Origin of the sequence: Schaalia sp. HMT-172 (assembly GCF_030644365.1) — a bacterium.
In the GTDB taxonomy this organism is placed as follows: Bacteria; Actinomycetota; Actinomycetes; order Actinomycetales; family Actinomycetaceae; genus Pauljensenia.
This window is the reverse complement of the sequence record NZ_CP130058.1, coordinates 1847134-1872305: the sequence shown is the minus strand read 5'-3', so window position 1 is coordinate 1872305 and position 25172 is coordinate 1847134. Positions and strand designations below refer to the sequence as shown.

The 25172-nt window shown below is 68.1% G+C and carries 24 protein-coding genes; 13 read left to right on the top strand and 11 right to left on the bottom strand.

What is annotated here, in order from left to right; all coding sequences use genetic code 11:
* Nucleotides 1–4: 4 nt before the first annotated feature.
* From QU663_RS07785 to QU663_RS07775, 3 genes are all read right to left on the bottom strand, one after another.
* Complete coding sequence (locus QU663_RS07785; protein ID WP_021612281.1) at nucleotides 5–532, bottom strand: GNAT family N-acetyltransferase; 528 nt, start codon at nucleotides 530–532, stop codon at nucleotides 5–7.
* Nucleotides 520–819 (bottom strand): DUF1778 domain-containing protein, encoded by a 300-nt coding sequence (locus QU663_RS07780; RefSeq protein WP_021612280.1) that lies wholly within the window; start codon nucleotides 817–819, stop codon nucleotides 520–522. Before QU663_RS07780 ends, QU663_RS07785 begins: the two co-directional genes overlap by 13 nt.
* Nucleotides 820–994: 175 nt before the next feature.
* On the bottom strand, nucleotides 995–1813 hold the full coding sequence (locus tag QU663_RS07775; protein WP_021612279.1) for a YbjN domain-containing protein: 819 nt from the start codon (nucleotides 1811–1813) through the stop codon (nucleotides 995–997).
* A 108-nt stretch (nucleotides 1814–1921) separates the two neighbouring features.
* Here QU663_RS07775 and QU663_RS07770 point away from each other — a divergent pair, with 108 nt between their 5' ends.
* Nucleotides 1922–3019, top strand: coding sequence for an EcsC family protein (locus QU663_RS07770; protein ID WP_370465107.1), 1098 nt, complete (start codon nucleotides 1922–1924; stop codon nucleotides 3017–3019).
* Between the two features lie 39 nt (nucleotides 3020–3058).
* Here the strand turns inward: QU663_RS07770 and QU663_RS07765 are convergent, their stop codons facing one another.
* A complete protein-coding gene (locus QU663_RS07765) occupies nucleotides 3059–6034 on the bottom strand; it encodes a hypothetical protein (protein ID WP_304990541.1) in 2976 nt (991 codons plus the stop codon).
* Between the two features lie 281 nt (nucleotides 6035–6315).
* On the opposite strand from QU663_RS07765, the gene QU663_RS07760 reads away from it, so the two are divergent.
* Nucleotides 6316–6909, top strand: a complete 594-nt coding sequence (locus QU663_RS07760; RefSeq protein WP_021611880.1) for a GNAT family N-acetyltransferase — start codon at nucleotides 6316–6318, stop codon at nucleotides 6907–6909.
* A gap of 142 nt (nucleotides 6910–7051) precedes the next feature.
* Complete coding sequence (locus QU663_RS07755; RefSeq protein WP_021611881.1) at nucleotides 7052–7516, top strand: MerR family transcriptional regulator; 465 nt, start codon at nucleotides 7052–7054, stop codon at nucleotides 7514–7516.
* Here the strand turns inward: QU663_RS07755 and QU663_RS07750 are convergent.
* Nucleotides 7511–8692, bottom strand: a complete 1182-nt coding sequence (locus QU663_RS07750; protein ID WP_021611882.1) for a family 20 glycosylhydrolase — start codon at nucleotides 8690–8692, stop codon at nucleotides 7511–7513. The two genes, QU663_RS07755 and QU663_RS07750, sit on opposite strands and share 6 nt — an antisense overlap.
* A gap of 175 nt (nucleotides 8693–8867) precedes the next feature.
* Between QU663_RS07750 and QU663_RS07745 the strand changes: the two genes are divergently transcribed.
* Complete coding sequence (locus QU663_RS07745) at nucleotides 8868–10361, top strand: glutamine synthetase family protein (RefSeq protein WP_021611883.1); 1494 nt, start codon at nucleotides 8868–8870, stop codon at nucleotides 10359–10361.
* On the opposite strand, the gene QU663_RS07740 is transcribed toward QU663_RS07745, so the two are convergent.
* From QU663_RS07740 to QU663_RS07730, 3 genes are read right to left on the bottom strand one after another with little or no spacing between them, the layout of a single operon-like run.
* On the bottom strand, nucleotides 10358–11377 hold the full coding sequence (locus QU663_RS07740; protein ID WP_304990540.1) for a hypothetical protein: 1020 nt from the start codon (nucleotides 11375–11377) through the stop codon (nucleotides 10358–10360). The genes QU663_RS07745 and QU663_RS07740 overlap by 4 nt on opposite strands.
* A gap of 44 nt (nucleotides 11378–11421) precedes the next feature.
* Entirely contained in the window at nucleotides 11422–12000 is a 579-nt protein-coding gene (locus QU663_RS07735) for a 1-acyl-sn-glycerol-3-phosphate acyltransferase (protein WP_021612387.1), read from the bottom strand.
* A gap of 47 nt (nucleotides 12001–12047) precedes the next feature.
* Nucleotides 12048–12902, bottom strand: coding sequence for a D-hexose-6-phosphate mutarotase (locus QU663_RS07730; protein WP_021612388.1), 855 nt, complete (start codon nucleotides 12900–12902; stop codon nucleotides 12048–12050).
* Between the two features lie 227 nt (nucleotides 12903–13129).
* Here QU663_RS07730 and typA point away from each other — a divergent pair, with 227 nt between their 5' ends.
* Nucleotides 13130–15049 (top strand): translational GTPase TypA, encoded by a 1920-nt coding sequence (gene typA, locus QU663_RS07725; RefSeq protein WP_021612390.1) that lies wholly within the window; start codon nucleotides 13130–13132, stop codon nucleotides 15047–15049.
* A gap of 26 nt (nucleotides 15050–15075) precedes the next feature.
* Here the strand turns inward: typA and QU663_RS07720 are convergent, their stop codons facing one another.
* Nucleotides 15076–15402, bottom strand: a complete 327-nt coding sequence (locus tag QU663_RS07720; protein WP_034481847.1) for a 2-hydroxymuconic semialdehyde dehydrogenase — start codon at nucleotides 15400–15402, stop codon at nucleotides 15076–15078.
* Nucleotides 15403–15454: 52 nt separating this feature from the next.
* Between QU663_RS07720 and fdxA the strand changes: the two genes are divergently transcribed.
* Both fdxA and dapC read left to right on the top strand, forming a co-directional pair.
* On the top strand, nucleotides 15455–15796 hold the full coding sequence (gene fdxA / locus QU663_RS07715) for a ferredoxin (RefSeq protein WP_021612391.1): 342 nt from the start codon (nucleotides 15455–15457) through the stop codon (nucleotides 15794–15796).
* A gap of 19 nt (nucleotides 15797–15815) precedes the next feature.
* Nucleotides 15816–16961: a succinyldiaminopimelate transaminase gene (gene dapC / locus QU663_RS07710; RefSeq protein WP_021612392.1), complete on the top strand. Its 1146-nt coding sequence runs from the start codon at nucleotides 15816–15818 to the stop codon at nucleotides 16959–16961.
* 64 nt (nucleotides 16962–17025) lie between these two features.
* Here the strand turns inward: dapC and dapD are convergent, their stop codons facing one another.
* Complete coding sequence (gene dapD / locus QU663_RS07705; RefSeq protein ID WP_021612393.1) at nucleotides 17026–17982, bottom strand: 2,3,4,5-tetrahydropyridine-2,6-dicarboxylate N-succinyltransferase; 957 nt, start codon at nucleotides 17980–17982, stop codon at nucleotides 17026–17028.
* A gap of 44 nt (nucleotides 17983–18026) precedes the next feature.
* Nucleotides 18027–18740: a nucleoside triphosphate pyrophosphatase gene (locus QU663_RS07700; protein ID WP_021612394.1), complete on the bottom strand. Its 714-nt coding sequence runs from the start codon at nucleotides 18738–18740 to the stop codon at nucleotides 18027–18029.
* A gap of 228 nt (nucleotides 18741–18968) precedes the next feature.
* Between QU663_RS07700 and QU663_RS07695 the strand changes: the two genes are divergently transcribed.
* The 6 genes from QU663_RS07695 (at nucleotide 18969) to galE (ending at nucleotide 25097) form a co-directional block, all read left to right on the top strand.
* Nucleotides 18969–20003 (top strand): adenylate/guanylate cyclase domain-containing protein, encoded by a 1035-nt coding sequence (locus QU663_RS07695; RefSeq protein ID WP_021612395.1) that lies wholly within the window; start codon nucleotides 18969–18971, stop codon nucleotides 20001–20003.
* 97 nt (nucleotides 20004–20100) lie between these two features.
* Nucleotides 20101–20778: a response regulator transcription factor gene (locus QU663_RS07690; protein WP_021612396.1), complete on the top strand. Its 678-nt coding sequence runs from the start codon at nucleotides 20101–20103 to the stop codon at nucleotides 20776–20778.
* A gap of 23 nt (nucleotides 20779–20801) precedes the next feature.
* A complete protein-coding gene (locus QU663_RS07685; protein ID WP_021612397.1) occupies nucleotides 20802–22133 on the top strand; it encodes a HAMP domain-containing sensor histidine kinase in 1332 nt (443 codons plus the stop codon).
* 32 nt (nucleotides 22134–22165) lie between these two features.
* Entirely contained in the window at nucleotides 22166–23320 is a 1155-nt protein-coding gene (locus QU663_RS07680) for a 5-(carboxyamino)imidazole ribonucleotide synthase (RefSeq protein ID WP_034481849.1), read from the top strand.
* A gap of 66 nt (nucleotides 23321–23386) precedes the next feature.
* Nucleotides 23387–23941, top strand: a complete 555-nt coding sequence (gene purE, locus QU663_RS07675; RefSeq protein ID WP_021612399.1) for a 5-(carboxyamino)imidazole ribonucleotide mutase — start codon at nucleotides 23387–23389, stop codon at nucleotides 23939–23941.
* A gap of 160 nt (nucleotides 23942–24101) precedes the next feature.
* A complete protein-coding gene (gene galE, locus QU663_RS07670; RefSeq protein ID WP_009055054.1) occupies nucleotides 24102–25097 on the top strand; it encodes a UDP-glucose 4-epimerase GalE in 996 nt (331 codons plus the stop codon).
* The last annotated feature ends 75 nt before the right edge of the window (nucleotides 25098–25172 follow it).

Sequence of the window (25172 nt, the reverse complement as noted above, 5' to 3'; positions counted from 1 at the left end):
GCTCCTACTCGGCGGTGCCGCCGAAGGCACGGGCAATTGTTCGTGTCGGGACGATCAGCTGCAACGGGCTGACGGCAGACTCCAGCGCATCGACGTGGCGCATGTAGAAGGCGCGCGCCTCTTCGTCTTTGCAGTGGATGAGAAGGGCGGCGATACCGAATTGGTCGGACGCCGCGAGTGTCCGGCGGAGCGCGTCGAGCAGCAGCGTCGTACCCACGCCCTGGCCTTGCACCCTCCGATCGACGGCGAGTCGGGCCAGAAGCATGCACGGAATGGATTGGGGCCGGTGTGCGGCGAAGCTTGTCGGCGACCAGTCGCGCCGGATCGTCGCTGCAGCAAGTGCGTAGTATCCGGCGACGCGCCCGCCCTGCTGGGCCACGTATGTCACCGCGTTGTGTGCTTTCTGGTTGTGCCAGGAATAGCGGTGAAACCACTGATCTAGCTCGTCGTTGCCACACGTGAAATCTTCGCGTCGATCGTGGCGCTCCAGCCGTCGAGGAGGCTCCAGCGTGGGCTGTCCTAGTGCGTCCATGTCAGCGTCGATCCGACGGGGGAGGGGCGGGAGGCGAGGGCGCGGATCCGCGTCGTCGGCAGGGGAGTGTCCAGTGCCTCCAGCAGGTGGTCGAAAGCGCCGTCGTCCGCGGTAAATTCCGTTTGGTCTGCGAGCGCACGATCTGCGCGATCCAAGGCCGAAGCGAGGACGAAATCACTCAGAGACGTCTGCGAGGAGGCTGCGACGTAGCGCAGCTTCTCCTCCTGGGCGGGAGTCAGTCGCAGATTGATACGCGAGGACTTTGTTGCGGTCGTTTGTGTCGGCATATCGCCCCTCCCTCTTGTATGTACAGTGTATGTCATCGTGAAGGGTGTGGCGCGGCGACGCGCGACACGTGCCACGGCCTCGTCCCCTCGACGAGGACGTGGCTGCCCGCGCGGAGAAGGCCCGCACTCGGGTAAGTCGGCCCTGCGTGATCGGCCCCGCGCTCAGGTGCTGCTCCTACTCGGCGGTGCCGCCCAGGGCGGGGACGCGTTCGATCTGGTCCTTGAAGAACGCCTCGGCTGCCGAAATGAAGCGGTCGATGTTGTCGAAGAGCTGCGCGTCCGTCATGCCCAGGCGGATAATTGCGAACTGCTCCGCGCACAGGCGCTGACGGCCGTCATCCAGCGTAGCGACGTAGACCTTCGGCCACGTCGTCGAGCTATTCCAGTCGTTGCACGCCTGGAGCAGGCGAGAACGCAGCTCCATCGACACTTCCTCACGCACGGCACCCCACATGCACAGGTCTGTGCCGTCGTTGGCGATGGAGAAAATGAAAAAGCCGTGCGTGAAGTTCGTGTAGACGTGCTGGTCTTCCACTTCGTGGCTGTAGTCCTTCTCCTCGAAGTAGCTGACGAGGCGCGCGAAGTCGACGGGCCGGACGATCCTGCGGCGATCAAGGGCACGCTTGCATTGCTCGATCAGCTCGGGCGCGTAGGAGTTGGACGGGTCCATGGCGACGCACTGTTCGAGGTATGTCAGGGCGCTCTCTTCCCGGTCCAGCCAATACAGGGCGCTACCGATGCGGTAGTACCACAGCGGGTCGGACAGGCCCTCCGTTTCGACGCTGTGCAGCAGCTCCACGGCGCGATTGATGTGCTCGGAGAAGGAATTCATGTACGGCTGCGCGTAGTTAATGTAGGCGCGCGCCAGCAGACACGTGAGCTCGTAGCCCATCGATGATGGAGGCAGCTGTTCGATCAGTGCGATGATCTTTTGATGCTCGCCCTCGTCGTGCAGGGCGTTGACCTGATCAATGAGCTGTGCGCGCGAATCCACGGTAATTCCTTCGTCGTGAGGCCACGAGTGATGACCAAGACCTCAGCATAACAGGGCGGTGGGTGCCCCCATGCCCCGTGACGCCGCCGCGTTGTGTAGGGTGGCAGCGTGAAAGAAACCTCCAGGGATCACGAGCCTGTCACCGGGCAGGCCCGCGCGCGCATGAGCGTCGGCGACGCCGCCCAGTGGGAGGAAATTCAGCGTTGGAAAGAGGCCCAGATCAGCCCCAGGCGCCCTCGCGTCATCTCCCAGCGCCTGCGTTCCTACCTGATGGCGCCCCTCGGCACGATTGTGTCTGTCGCCCGCAAGGTCCCCGGGGGCGCTGCCGTCGCCCGGGCGGTGTCCGCGGTGGGGCTTGGCCTCATGGAGAAAGCGACTTCGGTGTCCGAGGCCTCGGTGCGTCGACGCCTCATCCTCAGGGCGTACCGCAAGGCAGGCTACGACGTCGAGTGCCTGGAGGACATTCGTCGTCTCGGCCTGGACCTTGACCAGATTCGCCCGGTGAGACCCCACCTGAAGATTGCGTATTCGAGCGCCGCAGCCGCCGAGGGGGCGTTCAGTGGCGTCGTCGCCTCCGGCGCTTCGATCGCGGCGGTCCTCGGCCTGGGTGTCGCCTCGGCCCCCGGGATCGCCCTCACGGCCTCGGTTGTCGCCCTCGACATCGCGACCTTCCTCGGTGCCGCGACGCGGCTCGTATCCCACACGGCGGCCTACTACGGCTACGACACGGTCGATCCCGCCGAGAACCTTTTCGCCACGATGGTGCTCTCGCAGGCGATCGACCCGGAGAGCGCCGGGGAGGGCGCAGTCGTGGAGAAGCAGACGACAATGATTGCCTTCAACAAGGTGATGCGCGACGTCGCCAAGCGCGGACCGGTGGATAGCGTCGGAACCAACGTGTTCTCTGCCGCCATAAACTCCCTGGTCGCCTCCCTCGGCGCGCGTCTGGCTAGCCTGAAGATCGCGCAGATCGTGCCATTCGTTGGCATCGTCGTCGGCGCGTTCGTCAACGCCTCCCTCATGCGCACCATCGGGGACACCGCCGACCACCTGTATCGGGAGCGTTTCCTCGCGGAGCGCTACGGCTACATCGACGAGGCGGGGGAGGGCTCCACGGGCGTCGTGAGCACCGACCTGGCTGACAAGATCAGCGCCGACATCGCCGCCTACGTCGAGCTCACGCAAACCGAGGGGCGCTCGCGGTAACGAGCACCCCTCGGAGACGGCGGCACCTCGGAGACGGCGTCAGTTCTGCGAGTTCCAGTTCTGCCAGTCGTTCCAGTCGTCGTCCTGAGCGTCGACCGCGATGATCGGCATGCGAGTAGCGGCGTCGCGCTCGTCGATCTCGGGCAGGGTCGGCTTGTTGTCCTCGTCGCGCTGCTTCTTGCGGCGCTTGTTCCAGGGCCAGCGACCACGGCGCTTCGTCTCGGCTTCCTGTTCCTCGCGCGCCTCGTCGTTCCACGAGAAATCGGTGTTCCAGTCGCTTTGGAACGCGGCCGGAATCTGCGGCGACTGGGGAGCCTGGGGCTGCGACGTCAAGAGGGGCGCGGGAGTCGCGGGCTCAACGGGTGCGCTGGGCTGAACAGGAGCGGAGGGGAAGCCCTCGGCGGGGCCTGCGACGAAACCGTTGTTGCGCGTCGGAGAATCGGGTGTGGGCGCCTCGAACGCGGGGGCCTCGGGAGCGGGAGTCTCGAACGAGGACTCGGCAGCCGCCTGAGGCGCGGCGGGCATATCCCAATCGAAGCCCGCGATCCTGCGGACCTGGGGCATCTGTGTGGTTGCCAGGTCGGCGTCCTCCTCGTGCATGACGAACGAGGCCGGGGCGGGCTCCGGCTCCGGCATCACGAGCGGCTCGGGCTCGGGCATGGCGACCGGCTCCGGCTCGGGCTCGACGACCGGCTCGGGCTCGGGTTCCGGCTCGGGCTCGGGTTCGGGCATGGCGACCGGCTCTGGCTCGGGTTCCGGCTCATGCATGACGAACGAGGCCGGGGCGGGCTCCGGCTCGGGTTCGGGCGCGACGACCGGCTCGGGCTCCGGCTTGGGTTCGGGCGCGACGACCGGCTCGGGCTCGGGTTCCGGCTCGGGCATGACGAACGAGGCCGGGGCGGGTTCCGGCTCGGGCATGACGAACGAGGCCGGGGCGGGCTCCGGTTCGGGCATGATGACCGGTTCCGGTTCGGGCATGGCGACCGGCTCGGGCGCGGGCATGGTGACCGGCTCGGGTTCGGGCGCGACGACCGGTTCCGGCTCGGGCATGACGACCGGCTCGGGCGCGACGACCGGCTCGGGTTCGGGCGCGACGACCGGCTCGGGCTCCGGCTTGGGTTCGGGCGCGACGACCGGTTCCGGCTCGGGCATGGCGACCGGTTCGGGCATGGCGACCGGCTCGGGCGCGACGACAGGCATCGGTTCGGGCATGGCGACCGGCTCCGGCTCGGGGATGCTCGCGGGCTGTGGCGCGGGCGCAGGAATCGTCTCGGGCGCGGGAACGGCAGTCGGCCTGGGGGCAACGGGTGCTGCTGGCACGGCCGACGTGGCGCGCCGGGATGCCGGCGCGGTGCTCTCGGGCGCAGGAACCGGCGCAGGCTGATCCGTGACAGACGGGCGCACGCGGTCGGCGCGGCGGCCGGGCGGCGGAACGGGCGCCTGCGAGGACGCCGCGACAGCACCCATCTGGGCCGCGATAGCGCCGTTGCCGGGCACCGCCTGCGTCGGCGCGGAGACGGCATCCGACGGGCGAGTCTCGGGGAAGACCGCAGGACGATGCCCGCCGCGCGACCGCTTCCGCTTGGGGGTCTCGCCGGAGCGCGCAGCCGCCCCCGACGCCGCCTGCTGGGACGACGCGGCACCCGACTGACGGTTCCACACGAATCCGGTCTCTCGAGGAGTCGGCTGTGTGTGACTCGCGCCCGCCGCGGGCGTCGCAGCGCGCGGGGAGTCGGAAGGAGGCGTTTGTCGGCTCGGCGCGGCGGGGGCACTCGGAACCTGTGGTGCGGGCGCCTCGGGCCTAGTCCTGCGCGAAGGCGCGGCCGACGCCTGCGGGCGAGAGGCGGGCATGGCTTCGTGGCGGCGTTCGTTGGCGGCCGACGCCTGTGGGCGAGAGGAGGGCATGGCTTCGTGGCGGCGTTCGTTGGCGGCCGACGCCTGTGGGCGAGAGGCCGGCGACTGCTGGCGGGTGGGCGCCTGCGGGCGAGAGGCGGGTGCCTGCTGGCGGGTGGGTGGTGCAATGGGGGCACGGCGCTCGTTGGAGGGCTGAGCGCTCGGGGGCGCGGGGGTCCTCGGGGGCGCGGAGGTCCTCGACGGTGCAGGAGCCCCACTGCCGCGGCGTGCTTGCGGGGAGGGAGCGACGTGCGCGGCGGGCGCGCGCTCCTCGCCGTGCTGGGGGCCTTGCGGGCGCACGTGCGACGCGGGTGCGGGGGACCGCGCACCCTTCGTCGGCGCCGGAGACTTCTTCGAGCGCTTCGCATAAACGACGAAGACGCCGACGAGCACCACGACGATGAGGCCGACGATCAAGCCGATAAGCAGGCCGATCGATGGACCCGACGAGGAGGCTGCGGACGACGGCTCGCTACCACTCTGCGCGGCCCCGGCCTCGGGACGACCCGGGGGAGGAGTGACGCCCCACGGATCCCGCAGCGCGCGAGTGCCGCCAGCGGCGGAGCGGTCGCCGCCGGCCGCCAGATTCCCACGAACGGTGATCACCTCGGGGACGGAGTCTTTCCACGTCACCACGGTAAAAGAACGGTTCTCGTAGGTCATGGACGAGTTCGCCGCCCCGGCCGTCGACGACTTCACGTCCCCCTCCACGCTCAGCGACAGGGAGGTCATCACCAGCGTCACGCCAAAATTCCGGCGGTACCCATCGATGGTCTGATCGGTTCGCGCCGTCATGATGAATTCGCCCGAATCCTTGAGCTCGAACTCGCTCTCGTCCTCAGCACGGGTGTACATGAGCTGCATGTGGCACACCGCCGCGTCGTCCAACAGGACGAACTGGACGCGGTGGTCGGTCGAGCTACCCGCAAAGGGCTGGCACGTTGACTCCGTCATAGTGCGTGACGGGTCCCTGACGGTCAGCGTGTCCACGAGCTGCCCGTCCTTGGTCAGGACAAACGCCTCCGACACGGTCGGAGCGTCGGTCGCAAAGGACGCTGAAGGCAGGGTGGGCACGATGAGTAGGGCCCCGAGCACAGCGCACAGGGCACGAAAGAATCGCATGCAGTCCTCCTGAGATGGGTCACTCGATTATCGTCCGTTCGTGGATACAAAGCAACGAGGGCGCGCAAGTCCGACAGTGCCTGACCGGTCGTCAAGTAATCCTTCTCTGACTGTCAAAGCACATCGTAGTTAACTGACAAGGTCAGATTGTGGCTCATCGCGTAGTATGACAACTGTCTACCTGTGGTCAGGTTTTCGACCTTGTCACGTGATACTGTCTGACATAACAGAGGAGGGCTGCTGTGAAGTGTCGACCCGCAACTAGTGCAGATATCCCCGAAATGACACGTATTATCACCGATGGATTCCTGGATTACCCGTTTCATATCATGCTGAAACCGTATCTCTACCAGCCGGAGCGTTACCCGCAATGCCTGGAAGCGATCAATCGGATGCTCGTCAGGGCCTATCTGAGGTGCAGGAATGCGCTTGTCGTCGAGCATGAGGGGCGCGTTGTCGCCGTGGCGCTTATGCACGATCGCAAGGTCGGTTTCTGGGATAACTTCATCAACGGTGGGCACGAGCTCTTCCGCTACGCGACCCCCACGCTCGTCCTCCAGTTTGACGACGTGGCGGCGCGTAGCGATCAGGTCGCCATCGACCTGGGTGACTTCGACTGGTACCTCGAGGTCCTGTCAGTGGACCGTCACATGCGCGGCAAGGGGGTGGGGCGTTGGCTCGTTGCCAAAGTGCTGCCGGACTTTGTGGCAAAGAGGGGCGGTCGCGCGTACGGCTTCGTCACATCGACGGAATCCAACGCGCGCTTCTACACCAACGGAGGCTGTGAGCTCCTCGATCTCGTCGAGGTTCGCCTGAGGGAACAGACCTGCCCGATCTGGGCGTTCCAGCGCCGCGCCGAACTGCTCGACTCATGACGCGTGGCCGGTCGCTGCTGCCGTTCGGTGACGGGCGACCCGGCCGGGTTTCGTGAACGGCTTTTGCGCTGGTCGCGCCGCGTGATGCACGTCCCGCAGTTCCGCTTGACTTCAAGGACTTGAGGTCTTTTAGGGTGAGGTTATGGCAGGAACAGGCATCGGGCGCACGTACTCCATTAAGGAGGTATCGGCGCTCGTTGGCCTGCCCCCGTCGACTTTGCGCTACTACGAGGACGTCAGCGTCATTCCGGCCATCGCGCGCGATCCCTCCAGTGGCCACCGAATTTACACGGAGGGCGACCTGGAGCTGCTGACCTGGGTCGCGTGCCTGTCGGCGTCCGGAATGTCGATCGCCGACATGCGTGAGTACGTGCGTTCCGGGCTGGGCGCGGAGCGTGACGTCGCGGAGTTCATTTCCCTGCTGCAACAGCAGGACGCGCGCCTTCAGGAGGAGGCGCAGATTATCGAATTACGACGTGAGTTCTTGCGCACAAAGATCGCGTATTGGCGTGCGATGAAGAGCGGAGATGCGCAAGAAGCTGAGCGCTTGGATATGAGAGCTCGTGAACTCGCTGAACGCCTGAAGTCCTGGTCTCCGCGTTCATAATGAGCCTAGTGGGGCGGGTTCCATGCCTGCTCCGAACCTCGCCCCGCTAGGGGGCACGGGCCGCGTACCTGCTTGTGGTGCGCGGCCCTCAACTATGCGCGCGGCGCTGCGACGGGGAATCGCGCGGCCCAGGTGCGCGCTCTCGCGCTCGATGATGGGGCGCAGGCGGTCCCATGGCAGTGTGCGCTCCCCGTGCCAGCCGACCTCGGCGACGACGATGAGGCGGGGGAGGAGCTGCCGGATGAGGGTGGTCGGTCCCATGGCCGACGCCGGTTGGAGGAGTGCCTCGATCCCCTGCACGTCGGCGGCGCGCAGGGCGCGGGGGAGTGCCTCGTGCATGTGGTGCGCCGCCGCGAGGTTCGCGGCGTCTGTGGCCTCGCCGCCGTCCCCCGGCGTATCAAGTGTCAGCGAGAGCATCCGCGGGGTGGAAGGGAATCGCCCGGACTTCCGGTCTGTCCCCGGGATGGTTCGCGCTCGGATGATGCTCCCCTCCGCCGGAAGGAGGGTCGAGGTGAGCGGGTCCTCTCGCAGTGCGGCCCTTCGCCCGTGGAAGCGCAGGGCTCGCAGGGCGGCGTCGAGGGGTGTGCGCGACGGAGCCTTGCCCTCGGAGCGTGAGCGAGCGGCGGCCTCCTCTCGCGGCGCTCCCCCCTGCTGGACGATGGACAAGACCGGGGAAGGGAACAGGTCGCACGCGTGGTGGACGGCGGCCTCGATGAGGCCGAACGAGGCCGGGGCGGGCACGACCGCCGAGGGGGATTCGGGTGCGTGGCTGGGGAGACAGATCTCGGGGATGAGGCGGATGTTGCCTGCCGCCGCGTAGGCGACAAGGTGGCGGATGTTGGCGTCGGAGTAGTAGCCGCGCATGCGCGGAGCCTGGTGCATGGCGTCGCGAGCGGACTGAGTGCGCGCGAGGTCGGCGCCGGGGGCGGATAGGGAGGAGGGATGTGCCCCGGCTCCGGTGTCGAAAGGAAAGCCTGGGACCGACAGGAGGCACGACGATCCGGCGCAGAGCCGCCAGCGCATGACGGTGAGGCGATACCTGGACATGAGGGAGAGGACAAGCTTCAAGGAAGGGACTGGCCAGAAGGAGTGCGTGGGATCGACGGCGACGCCCCGCCAGGAACATGTGGGCGCCTGTGCGGGGTCGTGGGGGATGAAAGCGGAGGTGCTCGCCATGTCGGCTCCTTGAATGCGACTAACGAGAGTGTAACAAGCATCACTAATGTCTCGTGGCGTTTTCGGGACATGATTCGGTGTCCCCTTCCCGGCATGGCGTCGACCTCGGCTGTTCCGATGCGGTGTCATGTGCCACAATGGGGTGGCACAAGTCATGCTCAAAGAGGAGTGAGAGATGCTCTCGACCGACACCGTTTCCCTGAGTCCCAACCCCCTCGTGCAGGCACTGCGCAAGCCGCCGAAGGAGTTCACCAAAGCCGACATCATCGGTTACATTGAGGACAATCGAATCCCGATGCTCAACCTACGCTACGTCGGGGGAGACGGACGGCTCAAGACCCTCAACTTCGCGATCCAATCAAAGGCGCACCTCGACCGTGTCCTCACCCTCGGCGAACGTGTCGACGGCTCCTCCCTGTTCACCTTCGTCGACGCGACCTCCTCGGACCTCTACGTCGTCCCGCGCCTGTCGACGGCGTTCCTGAGCCCCTTCTCCACCATCCCCACCCTGGAATTCCTCTGCGCCTTCTACGACGTCGACGGCGCCCCCCTGGCCTCCGCGCCCCAGGAGATCCTGCGTAAGGCGCAGCGTGCCCTCCAGGAGGACACGGGTTGTACCCTCGAGGCCCTCGGCGAACTCGAGTACTACCTCTTCTCCCCGGAAGAACCCCTCTTCCGTGTCGAAGAGCAACGCGGCTACCACGAGTCCGGTCCGTTCTCGAAGTGGGAGGATGTGCGCACCGAAACCCTGCTCCACCTGGTGACCATGGGCTGTGCCGTCAAATATGCGCACTCCGAGGTCGGAAACTTCGTCGTCGAGGGCCGCCAGATGATCCAGCAGGAGATCGAGTTCCTGCCGGTCGACGCGATGGATGCGGCCGACCAGATGGTCCTGGCCAAGTGGGTGCTGCGCGAGGTTGCCCACTCCTACGGCATCGAGGTGTCCTTCTCGCCCAAGATCGCAGTCGGCCAGGCGGGCTCCGGCATGCACTTCCACACCCGCCTCGTCAAAGACGGGGTGAACCAATTCTCGACCGGCGAAGGGCTGACCGAGGACGCCCTCAAGGTGATCGGCGGCTACCTCTCCCACGCGGCGTCGCTCACCGCCTTCGGGAACACGGTGCCCACCTCGTTCCTGCGCCTCGTTCCTCACCAGGAGGCCCCGACCTCGATCTGCTGGGGAGACCGCAACCGATCGGTCCTCGTGCGCGTGCCCCTCGGATGGCAACACATCGACGACTCCATGTTCCGCGATGCCAACCCCAACGAGTCGCCCATCACCGGGCTTCCCAACGATTCACAGACCGTCGAGCTACGCAGCCCCGACGGCTCGGCGGCCATCCACCTGCTGCTCGCGGGGATCACGGTCGCCGCTCGCCTGGGACTCACCCAGCCCGGCATGGCCGACTACGCGCGCGAGTCCAAGGTCGACGGCGACGCATCCCAGACCCCCGGACTGGACCAGCTGCCCTCGTCGTGTTTCGAGGCGGCCGGGCGCCTTCTCGCCCAGCGCGAGGACTACGAGGCACGCGGCGTGTTCCCCGCCGGCCTCATCGACGCGTGGGCCTCACGCCTGGTGGAACTGGGCGACATGCACCTGCGCGACGACCTGGCAGACTCGCGCGTGTCCGTCGAGGAGCTTGTCGACCGCTACTTCCACGTCGGCTAGCGGGCGGTGGCATCGCTGCCCGGCGGGGGAGCGAAGCGCTCGCCCCCTTCGGCGGGGTCGGCCTCGGGCGCGGGGGGCACGTCCGAGGGGAGCGCGTCGGCTTCGGGCGCGGGGGGCGCGTCCGCGGGCAGCGGGTCGGCTTCGGGCGCGGGGCGTGCGTCCGCGGGCAGCGGGTCGGCCTCGGGCGCGGGGGGCATACCCACGGGCGGCGTCAGGACGTCACGCACCAAGCCTAAGCGAGCGTCGGCGTGGGCCGCGGACGCCTGCCTGGCGGAGCGGGCGGCGGCCCGCTGGGCGGCGCGCAAGGCAGCGTCGCGCTCGAATTGCGCGTCGGCGCTGGCGCGGCGCGACCGACCCATGGAACGCGCGACCGCGCCGGCGAGCGCCAGCGCGACCACCGCCCCGGTCATCGCGACGATCAGGGTCAGGGACGAGCGCGAGGAGCCAGAGCCTCGTCCCTCCCGAGAAGCAGGCGCGGCGGAGGAGGGCGAGGCCGGGGAGGCGGGCATCGCCGTGGCCTCCAGATCGACCGTCCCCGTGGCGCTCACGTCATCGCTCACCCGCGTCCACGTCACCGTGCTCGCGTCCTTCTTCGTGGAGGCTCCCGGCGACGTGATGGCACCCCCGGCAGAGGCCTCGACGATCTCGGAGGCGTGCGCGACCAGGGTCACGGAGTCGATGGAGGCGAGCGCCTCCGGGGAGGAAAAACCCTCCAGGAGCGAGGCGGACACGGAATGAAAATGGAACACCCCGCCGTCGTCCACCGTCAGGACCTCGGCGCCGCTATCGTCCAGATCCCACGTGAAGCGGCAGGCTGCCACCCCGTTGACCTCAACGGACACGGTGGAGGTCGCGCGCGCACCGGTGCCCATCGACTGGCACTGCTCGCTCAGCAAGGGCGCGTCGGTTGACAGCGTGACCTCGTGGGTGGCCGACACGCCCGGCGTGACGTCGTAAACCTCGGCAAGGTGAATCGGCGTTGCTTCGTCGGCAAAGGTGGGCGCACCCAGAGCCATTAGCGCCGCAGCCCCTGTGGCGCATAGCAGTGCGCGGGCGATCCTCACTGGTCCTCGTCCTCGGCGCGCAGGCGAGGAACCGAGGTCTTGGCGGGATTGACGCCCACCTTATCCGCGTAGAAGGCTCGGATCACGTCCATGTCCGCGCGGACGTCGCCCGTCAGGCGGTAGGTCGGCCCCCACCCGAAGGTCCGGGTCGTGCGGTCAATAAAGCCCAGCTGAATCGGCACGTCCGCCTCCATCGCGATGCGATAGAAGCCCGACTTCCAAAAGTCGCGAGGCGAGCGCGTCCCCTTCGGCGTGATGCACAGCGTGAAGGAGTCGGACTCGCGAATGCGCGCCGCCACCTGGTCCACCAGGCCGTGCGCGGCGCTACGCTCCACGGGAACCGCGCCGATCTTCTTGACGAACCAGCCGAGCACCGGGGCCTTGACGACGGAATCCTTCACGAGGAAGGAAAAGCTGCGCCCGCTCTTCCACATCGACACGGCCATGAACACGCCGTCCCAATTAGAGGTGTGCGGGGCGCCGATGACGATGACCTTATCGGGCAACGGCTCGGTGGTGAGCGTCCAGCGGGACACTGCTAAGTAGGCGGAGGCGAGAGCGCGCGTGAGAGCCATGGGGGCCTTTCTGTTCGTAGCTGCCCCCAATCGTACTCGCGCTCAGCTCAGTCGAGCGCCTCCACAGCGAGGGTCTGCGTCATGATGTGAGGGTGACCCGGCCACAGCGTGAGCGCCCTCTCGCGCACCGCCCCTGTTTCGACGCATACGAAGTGCTGCCACTCGCCCTCGCCGACGTCGCTCATGCCCGCCGCCGCCTGCGACCAGGGATTCCACACGATCGTCGAGCCCGAGCCGTTCTTATCGACGATGATGCGTCGATCGAGCTTGGGGTCGACGACCTGAACCTGCTGGGTTGTCGTGTAGACGCGGTCGGTGGGGCCGACGAAGGCCACGTCCCCGACCTGGGTGGCGAAACGGCCTCGGACCTTGTCGAAGTAGCGGGCCCCGTCCAGGCCCTCGACCGTCACGTCCTTGACGTCGCCGACGGCCAGGTAGGTGTGCATCGCCGCTTCGATCGCGAAGGGGTGATCGTCCTCGTTCGTTAGGGTCAGGCTCATGTGGAGCTCGGAGCCGGCGCTGACGTCGAGGCGCGCGCGCAGCGAATGGGGGTACAGGGCGGAGGTCTCGCCCGTGTGGTGCAGTTCAAAAGAGAACGAGGCCGGGGCGTCGTCGGCGGGCTGCGTCGAGGCCCGCAGCGCCCAGGTGGTGGTGCGAGCAAAACCGTGCGCGCTGGCGCCCGCTCCCGGGCGGGCGGGGGAATCCTCGGGGCCGCCGAACCAGGGCAGGCACAGGGGGATGCCGCCGCGGATCGCGCGTGTGCCATCCATGACGGCGCGGGATGAGAGCCACAGGACGTCCTCGTCGCCGGTCGGGCGCCACGACAGGAGGTGAGCGCCGAAGGGGGAGATCAGGGTCGAGGATGAGGGAGTGGATGCGGAGAGTGTGGCTATGTCGCTCATGAATATCAGTTAAATGTAGGGGGAGATGGCCGGTCAAATAGACCGATTGGTTTGTTCAGAGGGGGCGGTGACGTGGTGGATGTCGCAGGGTGGCGTGCGCGTCGCCCTCCGTATGCGGATATTCTGGAGAGGTCTGTGCGTGGAATCGGTCAGTCGGCCGATCGTCAAGCGGGCTTCTGTGCCCCATCACACGCAATAATAGGTGTCCACATGTGAGGAGTCCACATATGTCCACGCGTCCCGACCTGCGAAACGTCGCGATCGTCGCACACGTCGATCATGGCAAGACCACGCTGGTTGACGCAATGCTCTGGCAATCCGGAGCGTTCTCTGAGCGTGACACGGTCGAAAAGACCGGTGAGCGCGTCATGGACTCCGGTGACCTCGAGCGCGAGAAGGGCATCACCATTCTCGCCAAGAACACCGCCGTCCACTATCGCGGCCCCGCAGCGCAGGCCCTGGGCCTTCAGGACGGCGTCACCATCAACGTGATCGATACCCCCGGCCACGCCGACTTCGGCGGCGAGGTCGAGCGCGGCCTATCGATGGTCGACGGCGTCGTCCTCATGGTCGACGCCTCCGAAGGCCCCCTGCCGCAGACCCGCTTCGTCCTGCGCAAGGCCCTCCAGGCCCACCTGCCCGTCATCGTCGTCGTCAACAAGGTCGACCGCCCCGACTCGCGCATCGACGAGGTCGTCTCCGAGACGACCGACCTGCTCCTGTCGCTGGGCGAGGACCTCATGAACGAGGGCATTGACATCGACGTGGACTCCCTCATGGACGTCCCCGTCGTCTACGCCTCCGCCAAGGCCGGCAAGTGCTCCCTGGACAACCCCGGCGACGGCCAGCTGCCCACCGAGGACCTCGAGCCCCTCTTCGAGACCATCCTGAACCGCATCCCCGGTCCCAGCTTCGACGAAGACATGCCCCTGCAGGCGCACGTCACCAACCTGGACGCCTCCCCGTTCCTGGGCCGCCTCGCCCTGCTGCGCATCCACAACGGCACCCTGAAGAAGGGCGCCGACGTGGGCCTGGCGCGTCACGACGGCACCATCCAGCGCGTCCACATCTCCGAGCTGCTGGCCACCGAAGGCCTCGAGCGCGTCTCGACCGAATCCGCCGCCCCCGGCGACATCGTCGCCGTCGCCGGCATCGAAGACATCATGATCGGCGAGTCCCTCGTCGACCTCGAGGACCCGCGCCCGCTGCCCCTCATCACCGTCGACGACCCGGCCATCTCCATGACGATCGGTATCAACACCTCGCCCATGGCCGGCCGCGTCAAGGGCGCCAAGGTCACGGCCCGCCAGGTCAAGGACCGCCTCGACCGCGAGCTCATCGGCAACGTGTCCCTGAAGGTCCTGCCCACCGAGCGCCCCGACGCCTGGGAGGTCCAGGGACGAGGTGAGCTCGCGCTGGCGATCCTCGTGGAGCAGATGCGCCGCGAGGGCTTCGAGCTCACGGTCGGCAAGCCCCAGGTCGTCACCAAGGAGATCGACGGGGTCCTCAGCGAGCCCATGGAACGCATGACGATCGATATCCCCGAGGAGTACCTCGGCGCCATCACGCAGCTCATGGCCGCCCGCAAGGGCCGCATGGAGACTATGGCGAACCACGGGTCGGGCTGGATCCGCCTCGAGTTCGTGGTCCCCGCCCGCGGCCTCATCGGCTTCCGCACGCGCTTCCTGACCGAAACGCGCGGCACAGGTATCGCCTCGTCCATCGCCGAGGGTTACGCCCCCTGGCAGGGCACCATCGAGCAGCGCCTCACCGGCTCCCTCGTCGCCGACCGCGCCGGACAGGCCACCCCGTATGCGATGACGAACCTGCAGGAGCGCGGATCCTTCATCGTCGAGCCCTCCTCCGAGGTCTACGAAGGCCAGGTCGTGGGCGAAAACCCGCGCGGCGAAGACATGGACGTGAACATCTGCCGCGAGAAGAAGCAGACGAACACGCGCAGTGCCACCGCCGACGTGTACGAGTCCCTGACCCCCTCGCGCAAGCTGACCCTCGAGGAATCCCTTGAGTTCGCGGCCAACGACGAGTGCGTCGAGGTCACGCCCGAGGCCGTGCGCGTGCGCAAGGTCGTCCTGGACGCCCAGGAGCGCTTCAAGATCGCCGCACGCGAGCGTCGCGCCAACCGCTGACACTCGAGGCCGACCCCCGTCGCCCGCTACAGGGACGGCGGGGGAGGCACGACCTTTCCCGTCACCATCGTGGCGGCATCCACCCGGACCGGCCCCCGCCTCGTCGCTACCGTGACGTGCGTGGGCGCCACCTCCAGGGCCTCACCGAGCGCGTCGTGCAGGCCGTCCGCCAGGCGGTAGCGGATCACGATTCTCTGACCGACCTCGAAGCGCATCCACGGCAGGGGAGGAATTGCGCGAGGGGGACGTGTGGAAATTTGCTCGTGTGCCCCCTCCGCCTCACTCCGCTCATTCGGCGGCATCAAGCGGTTTTCTGCGGGATCGGAGGCGGAGCGTGACTCTGGGCTACTCATACGTGAATAATAGAATCAACGAGTCTTTAGAACTGACCAGGAGGAACGTCTCATGACCTACGTCATCGCGCAGCCCTGCGTGGACGTCAAGGACCGCGCCTGCGTGGACGAGTGCCCCGTCGACTGCATCTACGAGGGAGCCCGCTCGCTCTACATCCACCCCGAGGAGTGCGTGGACTGCGGCGCATGCGAGCCCGTGTGCCCCACCGAGGCCATCTTCTATGAGGACGACCTGCCCGAGGAATGGTCGGACTACCTGCGCGCCAACGTCGACTTCTTCAACGACCTGGGCAGCCCCGGCGGCGCCCAGAAGACCGGCGTCCAGGACTTCGACGATCCGATGATCGCCGCGCTGCCGCCTCAGAATGAGGAATGGAAGGCCGAAAATCTCTGACAGTCGATAGGGTAGGGGTATGACAACGATCCTGCCTCGCCCTCTTGACCTGCCCGAATTCCCCTGGGATCAGCTCGCGCCCGCCAAAGCACGCGCGGCTGAGCATCCCGGGGGAATCTGCGATCTGAGCGTCGGAACCCCGGTCGATGACACCCCCGCCTTCATTCGCGACGCCCTCGCCGACGCCTCCAACGCACACGGCTACCCCACGGTGATTGGCACCGCCGAGGTGCGCGACGCGATCGCGGCGTGGGGTGCGCGCCGAGGCATGGTCAACGTGGGCCCGGCCGGCGTCATCCCCACGATCGGCTCAAAGGAAGCCGTCGCATGGATCCCCTTCCTGCTCGGCGTGCGACCCGGCGACACCGTCCTGGTCCCCCTCGTCGCCTATCCGACCTACGACATCGGAGCCCGCCTGGCCGGCGCCACCCCCGTCGCCGTCGACCCGACGAACCCCGATTCCTGGCCCGAGGCCACCCTGGTCTACCTGAACTCGCCCGGCAACCCCGACGGGCACGTCATGAACAAGGACCAGCTGCGCGCCGCCGTGAGGTGGGCGCGCTCCCACGGCGCCGTCATCGTCTCCGACGAGTGCTACGCGGCCCTGCCCTGGGCCGAACCCTACGTGAGCCAGGGGGTCCCCTCCCTGCTCGATGCGCAGGTATGCGACGGCGACGCGAGCGGCCTCATCGTCCTGTACTCGCTGTCCAAGCAGTCCAACCTCGCGGGCTACCGAGCCGCCCTCATCTACGGCGACCCCACCCTGGTCGCCCCCATCGTCACCGCGCGCAAGCACTCCGGACTCATGGTCCCCACCCCCGTCCAGCACGCGATGGCGATCGCCCTGGCCGACACCGAGCACGTTCGGGCGCAGCGGGCCGTCTACGCCGTGCGCCGCGCCCTCCTCCTCGAGGCGCTGACCGAGGCCGGCCTCGACGTCGACCCCGACAGCGCCGCCGGCCTGTACCTGTGGGTCGCCGACCCCGCCCACCCCACCGACTCGTGGGCCCTCGTGAATCGACTGGCCGAGCTCGGCATCCTCGTGGCCCCCGGCGACTTCTACGGCACCGCCGCCCACGGGCGCGTCCGTGTCGCCCTGACCGCCTCCGACGAGCGCATCGCGGCCGCAGCGCAGCGCATCCGACAGGCCTGGTCCGCGCGCTAAGGGACGCGCCGACACGACGAGGCCGGGACGCTCAGCGCGCCCCGGCCTCGTAACTTCTACGCGATCAGTTCGACGCGTGCAGCGCGTCGTTGAGCTCGATACCCACCACGCCCGCGCGGGCGATGGCCTCGATGCGCCCCGTCTGCGAGTTTCGGCGGAACAGGATATTCGAGGCACCCGACAGCTCGCGCGCCGCCACCGTGCGCGGCTCGGCCTCACCAGACGAATCGATCAGCGTCACCTTCGCGCCCGCGGTCACGTACAGGCCCGCCTCGACGACGCAGTCGTCGCCCAGCGCGATACCCAGGCCCGAGTTCGCGCCCAGCAGGCAGCGCTCGCCCAGGCGCACGCGCTGCTTCCCGCCGCCCGACAGGGTGCCCATCGTGGAGGCGCCGCCGCCCACGTCCGAGCCGTCGCCGATCACGACGCCCTGCGAGACGCGGCCCTCGACCATCGAACGGCCGAGCGTCCCCGCGTTGAAGTTCACGAAGCCCGCGTGCATGACGGTCGTGCCCTCGGAGAGGTAGGCGCCCAGGCGCACGCGCGTACCGTCGGCGATACGCACGCCGGGCGGCAGCACGTAGTTGACCATCGGGGGGAACTTGTCGACGCCCTGCACGGTCACGGGGCGGCCATCGCGGGCGCGCAGGCGCAGGCGCGTAGCCTCGAAGTCCGCGACGGCACACGGGCCGGCGTCCGTCCACACGACGTTGGGCAGCACCGCGAAAATTCCGTCCAGGTTGATCGTGTTGGGCGCCACCAGGCGGTGGGACAGCAGGTGCAGGCGCAGGTAGGCATCCTCCGTCGAAGCGGGGGCTTCCTGCAGGTCAATCGTCGTGGTCACGACGACCGTGCGCACGCGGCGCGCATCATCCACGCGCTCCAGGAGCGCCAGCGAGGTCGCCAGCTCCTCGTCGTTTCCGGGTTCGCCCAGGCGCGGGGCGGGGTACCAGGTGTCGAGTGTCGTTCCATCCAGGGTGATCGTTGCGAGGCCGATGCCCCATGCAGTGCTGTTGTCCATGCCCCTACAGTACGGGGCGACGGTCGGGTGATTGGTACCGAAACTCAGGGGCGCGGCGCATCCCACAGGTCCGGCCAGAAGACCCCGAGCTCTGTGGCCATGGAGCGCAGCAGCGGCAACGAGATGCCGACGACCGAGTGATAGTCGCCCGTCACCCCCTCGATGAAGGGGCCGCCCAGGCCGTCCACCGTGAAGGAACCCGCCACGTGCAGGGGTTCGCCCGTCGCCACGTAGGCCTCGATCTCGGCATCTGAGATGTCTCCGAAGTGCACGAGGGTCGAGGCGGAGCGCGTCACCTGGCGTTCGACCCTCCGTTCCTCCCCGTGTGAGGAGCGCGCGTCCCCCGGCGAGGGCAGTGGGGCCAGGATCGCCGCCGAATGGCCGGTCCACAGGGTCGCGGTCGTGCGACGCATGGCTGCGATGCGCTCGCGGGCCACCTCGGGGGTGTGGGGCTTGCCGAGCATCTGGCCGCCGATCTCGAGCATCGAGTCGCAGCCGACGACGAGGACGGGCTCGCCGGCGGGAAGCTCGGCGTCTCCGCGCCTGAGCGCCTCGCATACGTCGGAGCATTTGGCGGCCGCGAGGGCGCCGACCTCGTCCGCGGGGGTCGTTGTGCCCCCGGAGAGGGCGCGCCCGCCGGGCAGGGACGCCAGGAGAGCATCCTCGTCGACGGCGGAGACGCGGACTATCGGGGTGATGCCCGCGGCGCTCAGCGTGGCTCGGCGGGCGGGGGAAGCGGAAGCAAGGACGAGGCGCATGCATCCATTGTGGACCACTGTCGCTTGGGTGCGCACTGAAGCTGAAAAATGGTGCAAAAAAGCGGATTGTCGCAGGTAAACGTGCAAATCGCTGGTGGAAAGCAAATCAGCCTACTACAATTGTCAGTGTGTGAGGCCATATTTCGGTGTGACCTTAAAAAGTGATCTAGTATACCGATCAGTTGCTGATGTGGTGTTGAGTCAGCCCGACACGAGGAGGGATTCGCGATGGATGAGCGTGCGGCGTCGTCCCATGGCGCTCCCGATGACCTCACTGCAACCAGCTACGTTCCTCGGCTGCTCGGTGGTCATCTCACGTACTCTGCCCGCGACCTCTCGCAGGCCACAGACACTCCGATCGAACGCGTCATGCAGTTCTGGATCGCCCTGGGATTCCAGGCCCCCGATCCTGACGAACCGGCGTTCTCCCAGCGGGACCTGGACGTGTTTGGTAAGTGGCACGACCTGGTCGAATCCGGTGCCATTGACACGGCCACCTCGCGCTCGCTCCTGCGCGCCAACTCCCATCTCGCGGACCGCTTGGCCCTGTGGCAGTACGAGGCCCTGGTGGAGGATTCCTCGCGGCGCCTTATGCTGGACGACACGACGGCCCGCATGTACGTCCTGGACCACATGCGCGACTACATCGATGTCTTCCAGGAAATGTTTGTCTACTCCTGGCGTCGCCAGCTCGAGGCCACCCTGTCGCGCTTCGACCGGGAGGTGTCCCAGCGCGGGCACGAGGAGCGTCATAGCCGCTTCCCCCTCAATCGCTGTCTCGGTTTCGTCGACATGGTGTCGTACACGTCCTCCTCGACGATCCTCGGGGACGCCCTCGTCGGACTCATCGAGCGCTTCGAGGAAGAGAGCCGCACCGCCGTCATCGAAGAGGGTGGGCGCGTCGTCAAGATGATCGGCGATGCGGTCCTGTACATCGCGGACGATCTGACGACCGGCCTGCGTGTGGCGACAACGCTCATCGAACGCCTCAACGCTGACGATGAGATGCTGCCCGTGCGCGCGTCCTTTGTGCGCGGAGACGTGTTCTCTCGCTCGGGCGACGTCTTCGGGCCGACCGTCAATCTGGCGTCTCGCCTCGTGGACATCGCGCCCGTCGGCAAGATCCTGACCGACCCCGCTACCGCTGCCGCCATCGCCGCGGGCAAGGGCGGGGAGGGCTACAGCCTGGAGGAGTTTCCCACCGCGGACTTGCGCGGATTTGGCCCCGTTTCGCCGTACCTGCTCGCGACACGCGCGGCCTGACGCGGGCCCGAGGAGGCTCGCGGAACCCCGCCTGAATGCCCAACGGGCTGGGTCAAGAAAGGTGAAAGTTTTGGTTCGGAATTGCTAAGATGAGCGCGTGACTACAGTTCTCCTCGTTGAAGACGATCCGGCCATCTCCGAGCCCTTGACCCGCGCTCTGGGCAGGGAAGGGTACGACGTGCGCGCGCACGCGTCGGGCGCCGAAGCCCTCGCCGACATTCGCGGCGTCGACCTGGTTGTTTTGGACCTGGGCCTGCCCGACATGGACGGCCTGGACGTGGCCCGCGAGGTCCGCGCCTCCGGCAACCGCGTGCCGATTCTGATCCTGACTGCCCGCACGGACGAGGTCGACATGGTCGTCGGGCTGGACGCGGGCGCCGACGACTACGTGACCAAGCCCTTCCGCCTCGCCGAGCTCCTCGCCCGCGTGCGCGCCCTCCTGCGCCGCCAGGTCGCCGAGCCCGCCGAGGGTGAGCTGCGCGCCCAGGACGTCCGCATGGACGTCGCCGCCCACCGCGCCTTCGTCGGCGACGTCGAGCTGAGCCTGACCGCCAAGGAGTTTGACCTGCTGCGCGTCCTGCTGCGCGAGGCCGGCTCGGTCGTCGCGCGCGACACCCTCATGCGCGAGGTGTGGGGCTCCGATCCGACCGGCTCGACGAAGACCCTCGACATGCACGTGTCCTGGCTGCGCCGCAAGCTCGGCGACGACGCGACCGACCCGCACTACATCACGACCGTGCGCGGGATGGGCTTCCGCTTCGAGAACGCGCGCTGAACCGGCGATAAAGGAGGGCCGCCATGCGCGCACGCGCGGTGAGGATGATTGTCTCCGTCGTCGCCGTCGTGTGCGTGCTCATGGGGCTGCCCGGCGCGTTCTTTGCGTCAGCCTCCATCTGGGCCTCCGAGCAGCGCGGCCTGGAGATCTCCGCCCAGCGCATCGTCCAGAGCATTGAGCGGCGCCGGGCCGCGGGGGAGAGCACCGACTCCCAGGCCCTGGCCTCCCTGGTCGCCGACCAGGCCGATGGTCGCGACTCCGAACTGAACTACCGGATACTGATTCCCGGCGAGAACCTCGTGACTCATGAAGCCGAGATCCCCGGCAGTACCCTCTCCGCGTTCGCTGAGTCTCCCGGCGGCGTCAGCGTCCAGCTGACCTCGTCGGCTTCACCGGCCGTCACCCGTATCGTGTGGGCATGCGGCATGTTTGCCGCCGGAATGGCGGCATCCATGCTGATCGGCTGGCTCATGGCCCGATCGCTGTCCCGCTCCCTGTCCGCCCCCCTCATCTACCTGGCCGCCCAGGCCGAGCAGATCGGATCCGGCGGCGTGCGCGCCCGCGTCGAGCAATCGGGCATCGAAGAGATCGACCTGGTCTCCGAGGAGCTCGCGCGCACAGGAGAGCGCATGGCCGGGCGCCTCGCCGCCGAACGCCAGGCCGCCGCGGACGCCTCCCACCAGCTGCGGACCCCGCTCACGGCCCTGTCGATGCGCCTCGAAGAGATCGAGTACATCTCCTCGGAGGAGGAGGTGCGCGCCGAGGCCCGCACCTGCCTCGAACAGGTCGAACGCATGACGAACGTCGTCGCCGAACTCCTGGACGTCTCCAAACGCGAAAGCGGCGGAGGGACCGAGGCGATCCACATCCTCGAAGTCTTCAACACCGCCCGCGAGGAATGGGAGGACCAATTCGCCCTCGCCGGGCGCACCCTCGTCTTCCTCGACGAGGCCGAGCGCCCGATCCTGGCCGACGCCGGCAAACTCGGGCAGGTCCTGGCCACCCTCATCGAAAACTCCCTGCGATACGGCGACGGAACGACGCGCGTGTGGGCGCATGCCGGCTCCTCCAAGCGCGGCGTCGTCATCGAAGTCAGCGACGAGGGGCCCGGCATCGACGAGGCCCTGGCGCCCGACATCTTCGAAAAGGGTGTGTCGGGTCACGGATCGACCGGCATCGGCCTGGCCCTGGCCCACGACCTCGCCCAGGCGATGGGCGGGCGCCTCGAACTCAAATCCAACATTCCCCCCATCTTCACGGTGTCCGTGGCGGCGATTCCCGCCTCGCTGGACCCCGACCGCGTCATGCCCGAAGGGCCGCTCATTTCCATGGGACGCCGCTCGCGTCGCTTCTAGGACAGCGGTAGATTGGGGGCGTGGAACGCGAGATGTTAACTCCTCCGACCGTTGCCGTCATCGGCGGCGGACAGCTAGCACGCATGATGCAGGAAAGCGCGATCGCGCTCGGCATCAACCTCCGGGCCCTCGTGGAGGCCGACGACGGGTCAACCGGCCAGGCCACCGTCGACAAGGCCGTCGGAGCTCCCTCCGACTTGGACGCAGTCCGCGCGCTCATCGACGGCGCGGACGTCCTCACCTTCGAACACGAGCACATCCCCGCCTCTACCATGGACGAGGCGGCGCGAGTCGTGTCCGTCCAGCCCCCCGCCAGCGCCCTCCTGTACGCCCAGGACAAGCTTGAGATGCGCGCCCGCCTCGCCGACATGGGGGTCCCCTGCCCGGCGTGGGCGCGCGTTTCCGACGCCGAGGAACTCGAACGCTTCGGCGCTGTCATCGGCTGGCCCCTCATCGTCAAGACCCCGCGAGGCGGCTACGACGGGCACGGCGTGACCGTCGCCCACAGCCCGCAGGACGTGGCCTCCTGGTGGGGGAAAGGCCCCCTCCTAGCCGAGGCCCTGGTGCCCTTCACCGGGGAGGTCGCCGCCCTGCTGGCACGCAGCCCCTCCGGCGAGGTCGCGTCCTGGCCGGTCGCCTCCACCGTGCAGGTGGACGGCGTGTGCGCCGAAGTCACCGCACCCGCCGTCGGCATCCGCCCCGAGACCGCCGCCGAGGCCCGCCGCATCGGCGAACGCATCGCCTCCGAGCTGGGCGTCACCGGCGTCCTCGCCGTCGAGATGTTCGTCGTCGGTGAGGGAGCGGACGAGCGCGTGCTCGTCAACGAGCTGGCCATGCGCCCCCACAACACCGGCCACTGGACCATCGACGGGGCAGTCACCAGCCAGTTCGAACAGCACCTGCGAGCCGTCCTGGACCTGCCGCTCGGCTCGACCGACCTCAAGGCGCCGGGTACGCACGTCGTCATGGTCAACCTGCTCGGCTCCGCCCACCACCAGCCCGCGCGCGCCCTCGCTGCTGCCTTTGCCGCCGGGGGAGGGATGGCGAAAGTCCACCTCTACGGCAAGGAAGTGCGCCCGGGCCGCAAGCTTGGACACGTGACAGTCGTCGACAAGGACCCGGAGCTGGCCCTGACGCGCGCACGCGCCGCCGTCGCCGCCCTGCGGGGCGCCGACGCCACCAACTAACCGACCGCCCACCCCGGGCTGAGCGGCGTTCGCGCCGCGGCCTCGTCCCACCCGAAAGGACCGCCCATGACCACCGACCTCGACATCCAGCTCACGGCCACCGGCGAGGGTCCGCTCGTCGGCGTCGTCATGGGCTCCGACTCCGACTGGCCCACCATGGAACCCGCCGTCGCCGCCCTGGCCGAATTCGGCATCGCCTGCGAAGTCGGCGTCGTCTCCGCCCACCGCATGCCCGAGGACATGGTCGCCTACGGCCGGTCTGCCTCCGCGCGGGGCCTGCGCGTCATCATCGCCGGCGCGGGCGGCGCCGCCCACCTGCCCGGCATGCTCGCCGCCCTCACCGAACTGCCCGTCATCGGCGTCCCCGTCCCCCTCAAGCACCTCGACGGCGTCGACTCCCTGCACTCCATCGTCCAGATGCCGGCCGGCGTGCCCGTCGCGACCGTGTCCATTGCGGGTGCACGCAACGCCGGCCTGCTCGCCGCCCGCATCCTTGGCGCCGGCGAAGGCGAGCGTGCCGAGACGCTGCGCGGCGCCATGCGCGACTTCCAGAAGGACCTGCGCGACGTGGCCTCCGCCAAGGGCGCCGCGCTCGCCGAGCGCGTCTCGCGTCACGCCTGAGCGCGTCTCGCGTCACGCCTGAGCGCGTCTCGCGTCACGCCTGAGCGCGTCTCGCGTCACGCCTGAGCGCGTCTCGCGTCACGCCTGAGCGCGCCGGAGCGCCCCAACACAAGCCCCGTGCGGGTAGCCACGGGTGCTCGCCGCGTCGTATCCTGAACGCATGAGCATTCTCGTTTGTGGCGGCGCTGGCTACATTGGCGCCCATGTTGTCCGTCTCCTACGCCAGCGAGGGGACCGCGTTGTCGTCGTCGACGACCTGTCCACCTCGAACGCCGCGCGGATCGGGGACACGCCCCTGGTTCGCCTCGACGTCGCCACGGACGAAGCGCGCTCCGTCCTGTCCAACCTCATGGTGGACGAAGACGTCACCGCCGTCATCCACTTCTCCGCGCGCAAGCAGGTCGGCGAATCCGTCGCACGCCCCACCTGGTACTACCAGCAAAACATCGGCGGCATGGCCAACGTGCTGGCCGCCATGGAGGACACCGGCGTCGACCAGATGATCTTCTCCTCCTCGGCTGCCGTCTACGGTATCCCCACCGCCGAGGTCGTCACCGAGGACATGGCCGGCCACCCCATCAACCCCTACGGCGAAACCAAGCTGATCGGCGAATGGATGATGGCCGACTGCGAGCGCGCCTGGGACCTGAAGTGGATTGGCCTGCGCTACTTCAACGTCGCCGGCGCCGGATGGCCCGACCTGGCCGACCCCGCGATCATGAACCTCATCCCCATGGTCCTCGACCGCATCGAGCGCGGGGAAAGCGCCAAGATTTTCGGCACCGACTACGACACCCCGGACGGCACCTGCGTGCGCGACTACATCCACGTCCTGGATCTGGCTGAGGCGCACATCGCTGCCCTTGACGTCCTGGCCGAGGGCCGCCAGCCCGATCACCACACCTACAACGTGGGCACCGGCCTGGGCACCTCTGTACGCGAAATCATCGACGGCCTGCGCCGCGTCATCGGCTGGGACTTCCCCGTCGAGGAGCTGGATCGGCGCGCCGGCGACCCGCCCAAGCTCATCGGCGACCCGCTCTCCATCGGCGTCGACCTGGGATGGAAGGCCAACAACGGCCTCGACGAAATCCTGACCTCCGCCTGGGAGGGCTGGCAGGCGGGCCCGCGCCCGATCACCGTCCCCGGCGCCTGAGCGCGCGGACAACGCGAAGAAGCCCGGCCTCGGTCCCGAAGAGGGACACGAGGCCGGGCTTTCGTATCGGCGGCG

Excerpts from the sequence above, each read along its gene's own strand:
- QU663_RS07785 (WP_021612281.1), bottom strand. The coding sequence starts at position 532 with ATGGACGCACTAGGACAGCCCACGCTGGAGCCTCCTCGACGGCTGGAG.
- QU663_RS07780 (WP_021612280.1), bottom strand. The coding sequence starts at position 819 with ATGCCGACACAAACGACCGCAACAAAGTCCTCGCGTATCAATCTGCGA.
- QU663_RS07765 (WP_304990541.1), bottom strand. The coding sequence starts at position 6,034 with ATGCGATTCTTTCGTGCCCTGTGCGCTGTGCTCGGGGCCCTACTCATC.
- QU663_RS07760 (WP_021611880.1), top strand. The coding sequence starts at position 6,316 with ATGACACGTATTATCACCGATGGATTCCTGGATTACCCGTTTCATATC.
- QU663_RS07755 (WP_021611881.1), top strand. The coding sequence starts at position 7,052 with ATGGCAGGAACAGGCATCGGGCGCACGTACTCCATTAAGGAGGTATCG.
- QU663_RS07750 (WP_021611882.1), bottom strand. The coding sequence starts at position 8,692 with ATGGCGAGCACCTCCGCTTTCATCCCCCACGACCCCGCACAGGCGCCC.
- QU663_RS07745 (WP_021611883.1), top strand. The coding sequence starts at position 8,868 with ATGCTCTCGACCGACACCGTTTCCCTGAGTCCCAACCCCCTCGTGCAG.
- QU663_RS07740 (WP_304990540.1), bottom strand. The coding sequence starts at position 11,377 with ATGGCTCTGGGTGCGCCCACCTTTGCCGACGAAGCAACGCCGATTCAC.
- QU663_RS07735 (WP_021612387.1), bottom strand. The coding sequence starts at position 12,000 with ATGGCTCTCACGCGCGCTCTCGCCTCCGCCTACTTAGCAGTGTCCCGC.
- QU663_RS07730 (WP_021612388.1), bottom strand. The coding sequence starts at position 12,902 with ATGAGCGACATAGCCACACTCTCCGCATCCACTCCCTCATCCTCGACC.
- typA (WP_021612390.1), top strand. The coding sequence starts at position 13,130 with ATGTCCACGCGTCCCGACCTGCGAAACGTCGCGATCGTCGCACACGTC.
- QU663_RS07720 (WP_034481847.1), bottom strand. The coding sequence starts at position 15,402 with ATGAGTAGCCCAGAGTCACGCTCCGCCTCCGATCCCGCAGAAAACCGC.
- fdxA (WP_021612391.1), top strand. The coding sequence starts at position 15,455 with ATGACCTACGTCATCGCGCAGCCCTGCGTGGACGTCAAGGACCGCGCC.
- dapC (WP_021612392.1), top strand. The coding sequence starts at position 15,816 with ATGACAACGATCCTGCCTCGCCCTCTTGACCTGCCCGAATTCCCCTGG.
- dapD (WP_021612393.1), bottom strand. The coding sequence starts at position 17,982 with ATGGACAACAGCACTGCATGGGGCATCGGCCTCGCAACGATCACCCTG.
- QU663_RS07700 (WP_021612394.1), bottom strand. The coding sequence starts at position 18,740 with ATGCGCCTCGTCCTTGCTTCCGCTTCCCCCGCCCGCCGAGCCACGCTG.
- QU663_RS07695 (WP_021612395.1), top strand. The coding sequence starts at position 18,969 with ATGGATGAGCGTGCGGCGTCGTCCCATGGCGCTCCCGATGACCTCACT.
- QU663_RS07685 (WP_021612397.1), top strand. The coding sequence starts at position 20,802 with ATGCGCGCACGCGCGGTGAGGATGATTGTCTCCGTCGTCGCCGTCGTG.
- QU663_RS07680 (WP_034481849.1), top strand. The coding sequence starts at position 22,166 with ATGTTAACTCCTCCGACCGTTGCCGTCATCGGCGGCGGACAGCTAGCA.
- purE (WP_021612399.1), top strand. The coding sequence starts at position 23,387 with ATGACCACCGACCTCGACATCCAGCTCACGGCCACCGGCGAGGGTCCG.
- galE (WP_009055054.1), top strand. The coding sequence starts at position 24,102 with ATGAGCATTCTCGTTTGTGGCGGCGCTGGCTACATTGGCGCCCATGTT.